This is a genomic window from Longimicrobiaceae bacterium, assembly GCA_035936415.1.
Lineage (GTDB): Bacteria > Gemmatimonadota > Gemmatimonadetes > Longimicrobiales > Longimicrobiaceae > JAFAYN01.
In genome coordinates, this window is sequence record DASYWD010000128.1 from 1 (window position 1) to 9,034 (window position 9,034).

Here is a 9,034-nt window from a genome sequence, read left to right on the forward strand (position 1 = left end):
ACCGTGCGTCGGCGGGCGCGTCCGCCGGGGCGGACGCGCCCGGACGAACGGCGTAGACGTCGTAGAGGCAGGTGCCGGCGAGCGCCGCGTCCTGCTCCACCACCACCTCGAAGCCGTGTTCCCGGAGGAGCGCGCGTGCCCGCTCCAGGCGGGCGTCGGTGTCGTGCACCTCCATCGCCACTTGGCGGATCTTCTCCCAGTCGCCGTCCTCGATCCCGGCCAGCACCTCCAGCTCGCTCTTCTCGACGTCGACCTTCAGCAGGTCGACCCGCTCCACCCTTTCCTCGCGGATCACCTGCGAGAGGGTGCGCAACCGGCAGGGGAACTCGCGCACCGAGAGCCGGTGCCGCAGCAGCGCGTCGAGCCCCTCCTCCTGCATATCTTCGGGCACATCGGCGTCGTTCAGCAGGAACGCCTTCACCACCGCCTGCTCCTCCGCGGCCTCGGCGTGGCGGCCGGAGAGGATGGAGGCGTTGGGATAGAAGGTGAAGACCGCCTCGCCCTCCGCCTCGGCCAGCCCGCACTCCAGCACGCGCACGTCGCCGTGCACGGCCGCGTTCAGCCGCAGCGCCTCGCACACGGGGGGGATGGGCTCAAAGGCGTACACCCGCCCGCGGGGGCACCGCTGCGCCACCCGAACGGTGAAGAGCCCGATGTTGGCGCCCACGTCGAAGACGCAGGCGTCCTCGGCCAGCGTGATGCCGTGCCGGAGGTACGCGCCGCGCTCGAAGATCTCGTCGTAGAGGAACCGGGTCTCGTGCGGGTTCAGCGAGACTACCTCGGTGCCGTCCGGGAGCATCTCCACCCGGTGCCCGTCAAGCGCCCCGGTGCGGCGCAGCTCCAGCAGGCGCCAGGGGGCCGGGGCGTGCCCGGCGTCCGGGACCACGTAGGCGGCCAGGCGCCGGTCTCCAGGGGCGTGCTCGTAGTCGGCGACCGCCACCTCCTGCACGGCCGGGTGCTGCAGCAGCACCGCCTCGACCTCGCCGAGCTCAATGCGGAACCCGCGGACCTTCACCTGCCGGTCCAGGCGGCCCAGGTACTCCAGCGCGCCGTCCGCCCGCCAGCGCGCACGGTCGCCCGTCCGGTACAGCCGCGCCCCGCGGCCGCGGGCGAACGGATCGGGGACGAACCGGTCGGCGGTGAGCCCCGGGCGGCCCAGGTAGCCGCGGGCCACCTGCACCCCGCCGATGTACAGCTCGCCTGGCACACCCACGGGGACCGGCCGGAGCGCCGTGTCCAGCACGTAGAGCCGGGTGTTGCTGACCGGCCGGCCGATCGGGACCGCGCCCGCCGGGGCGTCGCGCCCGCACTCCCAGTAGCTGACGTCCACGGCCGCCTCGGTGGGGCCGTAGAGGTTGTGGAGCGCCGCGGGAGGGGGGATCCGCTGGTGGAAGCGCTCCACCAGGGCCGGCGGGAGCGCCTCGCCGCTGCAGATCACCCGCTTGAGGGTGGCGCAGCGCCGCGCGTCCGCCCGCTCCAGGAACTGCTGGAGCATGGAGGGGACGAAGTGCAGCGTCGTGACCCCGCGCCGCTCGATCACCTCCTGCAGGTAGGCCGGGTCGCGGTGCCCGTCCGGCCTCGCCATCACCAGCGTGGCGCCCTGCTGCAGCGTCCAGAAGAACTCCCAGACCGAGACGTCGAAGCTGAACGGCGTCTTCTGCAGCACCACGTCCTCGGGGCGGAGCCCATACTCCGCCTGCATCCACGCCAGGCGGTTCACGACCCCGCCGTGGGTGTTCATCACCCCTTTCGGCCGCCCGGTGGAGCCGGAGGTGTAGATCACGTACGCCAGGTTCTCCGGCGTCACCCCGCTCGCGGGGTTCTCCGCGCTCTCTCCGCCGGTCCCGGTCCATGCGCCGTCCACGCTCAGGACCCGGACGCTCGCGCCGGCCGGCAGCACGCCGCGCAGCTGCTCCTGGGCCAGCAGCACCGCCACCCCGGAGTCGGAGAGCATCAGCTCCAGCCGCTCGGCGGGATACCCAGGGTCCAGCGGCACGTACGCACCGCCCGCCTTGAGCACGGCCAGGATGGAAACCACCATCTCCAGGCTCCGCTCCAGGCAGAGCCCCACCCGCACCTCGGGTCCCACCCCCAGCGTCCGGAGACGATGCGCGAGGCGGTTGGCCCGCTCGTTCAGCTCCCGGTAGGTAAGCAACTCCTCCTCGAAGACCACGGCCACCCCGTCCGGCGTGAGGACCGCCCGTTCCTCGCAGAGCTGGTGGATGCACAGGTCCGCCGGATACTCCGCCTCGGTCCCGTTCCACTCCTCCAGCACTATGCGGCACTCCTCCTCGCCCAGCAGCTCCAGCCCGGAAAGCCGGGTCTCCGGCGCGGACGCGATCCCCTCCAGCAGCACGCGCAGGTGGCCGACCATCCGCCGGGCCGTGGCGGCATCGAACAGGTCAGTCGCGTACTCGAGCACGCCGCGCAGCTCGCCGTCCTGCTCGGCCATGCTGAGGCCGAGGTCGAACATCGCCGTGGCGCCGTCCGTGCGGACCAGGCTCGTCTCCACCCCGGTCAGGCGGGGCGGCGTCCGCCCGGCGTTCTGGAGCGCGAACGTCACCTGGAACAGGGGTGAATGCCCCAGGCTGCGCTCCGGCTGCAGCGCCTCCACCAGCTTCTCGAACGGCAGCTCCTGGTGCGCGTACGCCCCCAGCGTCCCTTCCCGCACGCGCCTCAGCAGCTGGCGGAAGGTGGGGTCGCCCGACAGGTCCGTCCGTAGCGCGAGCGTGTTGGCGAAGAAGCCGATCAACCCCTCCAGCTCCGGGTGGGTCCGCCCCGCCACCGGGGCCCCCACGACCACGTCCTCCTGGCCGCTGTACTTCGCCAGCAGCACCTGGAACGCGGCGAGCAGGGTCATGAAGAGGGTCGCCCCCTCCGACCTCCCCACGGCGGCCAGCCGCCCGCTCAGCGCCGACGAGAGCGCAAAGCGGCAGACCGCCCCCGCATGGCTCTGCACCGCCGGGCGCTTCCGGTCCACGGGCAGCTCCAGCAGCGCGGGCGCTCCCTCGAGCCGGCTCTTCCAGTAGACCAGGTGGCGCTCCAGCGCCTCACCCGCGATCTCCGCCCGCTGCTGCACGGCATGGTCGGCGAACCGCACGGGCAGCGGCGGGAGCGGCGATGCCTCACCCTGGAGGAAGGCGGCGTAGAGCGCCTCCATCTCGCGGAAGAGCACACCGAAGGACCAGCCGTCGCCGACGATGTGGTGCATCGAGAGCAGCAGCACGTGCTCGTCCGCCGCCAGCCGCAGCAGCCTCGCCCGGAAGAGCGGTCCGCGCGAGAGGTCGAAGGGCTTCGTCGCCGCGCTGCGGACCCGGCGGGCCAGCACGGCTTCCCTCGCCTCGCCCGGAATTGAGGACAGGTCCTCGGTGCGCAGCACCATCGCGCCTGCGGGTACGACCACCTGGACGGCCTCGCCGCCGGGGGCATCGAAGACCGTGCGCAGCGGCTCGTGCCGCCGGACGATCTCCCCAAGCGCCCCTTCCAGGGCGGCCACGTCCAGCGGCCCCCGCAGCCGGAGCGCGCTGGAGAGGTTGTAGACGCTGCCTCCCGGCTGGAGCCGGTCAATGAACCAGAGCCGCTGCTGGCCGAAAGAGAGCGGGAGCGGTCCGTCCACCGGGGCTCGCACCTGCGGCGGCACCCCGGTCCGGTCGGTACGCCCCAGGGCCTCCACGGCCGTGGAGAGCCCCGCCACCGTGGGATGCTCGAAGAGCACACGCAGCGGCACATCGACACCGGAGACCACCCGCACCCGCGCCGCGACACGTGCCGCCAGGAGCGAGTGTCCCCCCAGGCCCACGAAGTCGTCATGGATCCCCACCCTGCCCACGCCCAGCGTCTCTGCCCACAGCGCGCAGATCTCTCGCTCCAGCCGGGTGCGCGGGGCCACCCATCCATCGCCGCTCCCGGTGACCGCATCCTCCGCGACGGCCGCGGCAAAGCCCCCGGCGCGCAGCTCGCGGCGGAGCGGGGCGCGCTGGATCTTTCCCAGCGGAGTGCGAGGGATCTCGTCTCGGCCCACCAGGAGCACGTGTGCCGCGGTGGCCCCGAACCGCGAGGCGATTACGCGCCGGACCTCCCGCCGGAGCGCGTCCCGCTCGTGCGCCCCCGTGAGCGGCGTGTGGAGGAATACGGCGGCGGCGTCGGTATCCTGGCCGGGCATGCGCACCGCGCAGACGGCCGTGCAGCCCCGGTCCACCCCGTCCACCTCCTCGACCACCGCCTCGACCTCCTGGCTGTGGATGTTGAGCCCGTTGACGATCAGGACGTCCTTCTCCCGCCCCGTGATCGTCAGCGAGCCCGCACGCAGAAACCCGGCGTCTCCGGTGTCGAACCAGCCGTCCTCCGTGAAGCTTTCCAGGTTCTGGCCGGGGTCGCGGGCGTACCCCGGCGCGACCGTTTCGCCCCGCACCTGGATCCGCCCCTCGCTTCCCTCCGGCACGACCCGCCCGCGGGAGTCCACCACCCGTAGCGAGATCCCCGGATACGGCGTTCCCGCCTCCACGAACGCGTCGGTATCGCCGCGTTCGTCCAGGCGGAGCTCGGTGAGCCGCGTGATCCCCCCCACCTCCGACATCCCGTAAGAGACCCGGAGAGCCTCCGGCCGGAGCCCATAGCGCGAAAGGTGCCCCACGAATGTACGAACGGTGCGTGCGAGCACCGGCTCGGCGGTCACCATGATGCTCTCCACGCAGGAGAGGTCCCACGCGCGCCCTCCGCCCTCCTCGAGGCGCCCGTTGATGAGCCCGAGCGAGTAGTTGGTTCCGCCCGTGTGAGAGACTCGGTAGCGGTGAACGGCATCCAGCCAGCGCTCGGGATTTTCCAGGACGTCCCGGGTGCCGAGGTGGATCTGGTCCGCCCCCGCCGCAATCATGGCGAGGCTGGCGGTGAGGCCCGCGTTGTGGTCCAGCGGGAGCCAGTTCAGGAAGGTGGTCTTGCGCCTGGCGGGTCCGGCCGCAGCTTTCGGCGCCCGGCTTGACTGGGAGACGCACAGCAGGTTGTGGTGACTGCGCTGGATGAGCTTGGGGCGCCCGGTGGTCCCCGAGCTGAGGATGAGCACCGCGATCGACTCGGGCGGGCTGGGATGCCACGAGGGATCAGGAGCGTGCGCGGCCGCCTCCGCCACCGGAACGACGCGGGCCACAGCACCCAGCGCGCCAATCACCGCTTCGGCGTGGCCGGTGCCGGCCAGCACCAGGGGGCCTTCCAGCGTGGTCCACACGTCACGCAGCCGACGCGTGGTTAGCTCCGCTCCCGCATCGGTGCCCAGCACCCCAGTGGGGACCGCCGTAAAGCCACCCAGGATGCACGCCCAGAGTGCCGGAATGAACTCTTCGGCCACGTCCACCTGGAGCACGATCTCGTCCCCCGGCCTCATCCCGCAAGCGCGGAGGCCGCCCAGGATGCGCTCCCCGCGGAGGTGGGCTTCGCGGTAGCTCAGCACGACCTCCGCCCCGTCCCTCCCCACCCGGATCGCCCTGCCGGTTTCGGCCTCCTCGGAGGCACGCATGAGCAGCTCGACCAGGGTCGTCGGCGCCTCGGCAGAGCCGGAGAGCGGCGGACCCGTGATTACGGCGGGAGGTGCGGAAAGTGTCTGCCCAGGCAGCGCGTCCATGACCTGTTCCCGAAAAATTTCGTCTCCGTTGCGGTCCCACTGACCATGAAGCCCGCGATATCCGTTCCCGTTTGCCTCCAAAGTTCACCGATCGGAACCGTCCTCAGCCGAGATGCGAGGCGGGTCCCCCTGCGATGTGCTTCGATAATGATCCGGGAGCACCATTCAGGCCTATGCACGACCTGTCCGGATATCGTCTGTAGCACCATAAACCGCGAACTGCTCGGAGTCAACAGTTTAGTCCAGCAGGATCGAGCTAACTATGCCCTATTTTGCGCAGAAGAAGAACTGTCTGTGCGCCCGCTGAAAAAGTTGAACCGCGCCGGGTTTTTCGGAGAGATCAGGACGTGAGTGCCGGCACGAGATCCTGAGTCTCCTGACGGCGGTAGAATGCCTCCTCGTACTCCACCGGGGGAACGTGTCCGAGTGGCTCCAGGAGGCGGTGGTGGTTGAACCACCAGACCCACTCGAGGGTGGCGAACTCCACGTCTTCCAGCCCGCGCCAGGGGCCACGCCGCCGAATCACTTCCGTCTTGAACAGCCCGATCACTGATTCAGCCAGCGCGTTGTCGTACGAGTCACCCTTGCTGCCCACGGAGGGCTCGATGCCCGCCTCCGCGAGCCGCTCGGTATAGCGGATCGAGAGGTACTGGGTGGATTCAAGCGGTCGTCGCAACACCTCAATGGAGGGAGTTGCGATGACGATTCAGAAGCGGCGTTCGGCGCGGCCGGAGCGAGGCGCATTGGGGTCGCTGGGCCGGCCCCCAGCCGCGCGGCGGGAGGATCGGCAGCGGTTCTGGACGGTGATTGCGGCGGGGGGATCCAGCGAGGAGGCCGCGGTGTCTGTCGGGGTGTCCCCCGGCGGTCGGGGTCCGATGGTTCCGAAACGCGGGCGGTATGTCACCCTCTCATCTTTCGTCCTCCTCGAAGCCGCTCTCGGGGCGGTACTTGTCCTTCGCGGACCGGGAAGAGATCGCGCTTCTGCGGGCACAGGGGCACGGCGTGCGGGAGATCGCGCGTCGGCTGGGGCGCTCGCCGTCGACGATCTCCAGAGAGCTGCGCCGGAACGCGGCCACGCGCAGCGGCACCTTCACCTATCGAGCGACCACTGCACAGTGGCACGCGGATCGAGCCGCCCGCCGCCCGAAGCAGGCGAAGCTGGCCGTCCATACGAGACTACGGCAGTACGTGCAGGACCGCCTGGACGGCACCATCCTGGCTCCGAGCGGGGAGCCGGTCCCTGGGCCGGAGGTCGCCTGGAAGGGGCGCAAGCACGGACGTCGGCAGCATCGCCGATGGGCCCGGGCATGGAGCCCGGAGCAGATCGCCCGTCGTCTCCCCCTCGACTTCCCGACGATCCGACGATGCGCATCAGCCACGAGGCCATCTACCAGGCGCTGTACGTGCAAAGCCGAGGCGCACTGCGGCGCGAGCTGACCGCATGCCTGCGCACGGGTCGGGCGCTTCGGGTGCCGCGGGCGCGCACGCAGGGACGGGGTAAATCCTTCGTCACCCCTGAACTGCTGATCCGCGAGCGTCCGGCGGAGGCGGCCGATCGCGCGGTACCCGGCCACTGGGAGGGGGACCTCATCCTGGGGCTGGGCAGCTCCGCCATCGGTACCCTGGTCGAACGCACGACGCGCTTCACCCTCCTGCTTCACCTGCCTCGAATGGCGGGTCATGGTCCGGGGGAGCGCGTGAAGAACGGGCCCGCGCTCGCCGGACATGGCGCCGAGGCAGTCCGCGACGCCATCGCGCAGGCGATCGGCACCCTGCCCGAGCAGCTCCGACGGTCGCTGACGTGGGATCAAGGGGCGGAGATGGCGCAGCACGCGCGACTGCGAATCGATACAGGTCTGGAGGTCTACTTCTGCGATCCCCACAGCCCGTGGCAGCGTGGCACGAACGAAAACACGAATGGGCTGCTGCGTCAGTACTTCCCGAAGGGCACCGACTTGAGCGCGCACAGCGCCACCGACCTGGCAGCCGTGGCCCTGGCGCTCAACACGCGACCTCGCAAAACTCTGGGTTGGAGAACACCCGCCGAGGCGTTGGACGAGTTCCTACGATCGGCTCACACAGGCATTGTTGCGACGACCAGTTGAATCCGGGCTGCACGCCGCGGTCGCTGTGATGCACCAGCCGCTCGGCTCTTGCTTCCTCCCGCTCACAGATGGCCTGCTCCAGCGCATCGAGCGCGAGTTCGGTCTTCAGCGAACTGGAGACTCTCCAGCCCACGATCCGGTGCGAGAAGACATCGATGACGAAGGCCACGTACACGAACCCACGCCAGGTGGCCACGTACGTGAAGTCGCTGACCCAGAGCTGGTTCGGCCGCTCCGCCGTGAAGTCGCGCTGCACCAGATCCAGCGGACGATCCGCCACCTCCGCTGGGATGGTCGTGCGGAGCTGCCTCCCGCGCACCACGCCCTCCAGCCCCAGCTCCCCCATCAGCCGTGCAACCGTGCAGCGCGCACGGGGCGCCCCTCGCAGTTGAGCTGACGCCAGACTTTGCGCACCCCGTAGACCTCCTGGTTCTGCTTCCAGACGCGGTCCACTTCGTCGCGCAACTCCTCGTCGCGCTGGCTGCGCTGCGAGCGGCGTGTGGGGTCCGCTTGCTGGGCCTTGTGATGGTAGTAGGTGGACGGAGCGATCGGCAGCACACCGCAGATCGGCTCGACTCCGTACTCCTCTCGGTGCTCGTCGATGAAGCGCACCATCAGCGCGGTCGGCGGTCGAGCTCCGCCTGAGCGAAATACGCGGACGCTTTGCGCAGGATCTCGTTCGCTCGCTTCAGCTCTCGATTCTCGCGCTCCAACTCCTTCAGGCGAGCACGCTCATCCGTGGAGAGCCCGGCCCGCTTGCCGTGGTTCCGCTCGGCCTGGCGAACCCAGTTGCGCAGCGTCTCACCGGAGCAACCGATCTTCTCTGCGATGGACTGGATGGCCGCCCACTGCGAGGCGTGCTCGTGCGTGTGGTCGAACACCATCCGCACAGCCCGCTCCCGCACCTCGGGGGAATACGTCGTTGGCTTGTTCATGGCTCCAATCTCTCAAGCGTTGGAGCCTCCGACAATCCCGGCGCGGTTCAGTCGCGAGTTCGTCCCACGGCTCCTGCCGGCGGAGCGTCGCGAGATGGATCACACGGCCGTGAACGTCCGGTAGGCCGTAATCGCTGTCCGATGTGCGGACAGCCCCCTGGCGACTCCGGCCGCACGGGAGAGCGCCGGGACCAGCGGGCTGGGGCTCGTCCACCCGGCTTGCCCGGATCGGCCTTGCGGGCCTAGAGCGGTTTGCTATTCATTGTGGAGCGAGCTTGTAGCCGCAGTGGGTGAACCAGCCGCGGGCATCATGCGGGGTGATCGACTCCATGGCTGCGGCGACCGCCTCCTCCAAGGCATCGAGCGTACGCGCAGCGCGC

1 protein-coding gene, 3 pseudogenes and 1 other annotated feature are annotated in these 9,034 nt (G+C 70.2%); of the genes and pseudogenes, 1 reads left to right on the forward strand and 3 read right to left on the reverse strand.

Features of this window, described 5'->3' with window-relative positions:
* Together VGR37_04825 and VGR37_04830 are read right to left on the reverse strand one after the other, a co-directional pair.
* Positions 1-5,614, reverse strand: a 5,614-nt coding sequence (locus VGR37_04825) for an amino acid adenylation domain-containing protein (protein HEV2146721.1), incomplete at its 3' end; no start/stop codon positions are given.
* 340 nt (positions 5,615-5,954) lie between these two features.
* Positions 5,955-6,269 (reverse strand): annotated as a pseudogene (locus VGR37_04830) (integrase core domain-containing protein).
* Between the two features lie 43 nt (positions 6,270-6,312).
* Between VGR37_04830 and VGR37_04835 the strand changes: the two are divergent.
* Positions 6,313-7,719 (forward strand): annotated as a pseudogene (locus VGR37_04835) (IS30 family transposase).
* 7 nt (positions 7,720-7,726) lie between these two features.
* On the opposite strand, the pseudogene VGR37_04840 reads toward VGR37_04835, so the two are convergent.
* Positions 7,727-8,654: pseudogene (locus tag VGR37_04840) on the reverse strand (IS3 family transposase).
* Positions 8,260-8,376 (reverse strand) — a sequence feature (AL1L pseudoknot). (Overlaps the previous pseudogene by 117 nt.)
* Positions 8,655-9,034: the final 380 nt, after the last annotated feature.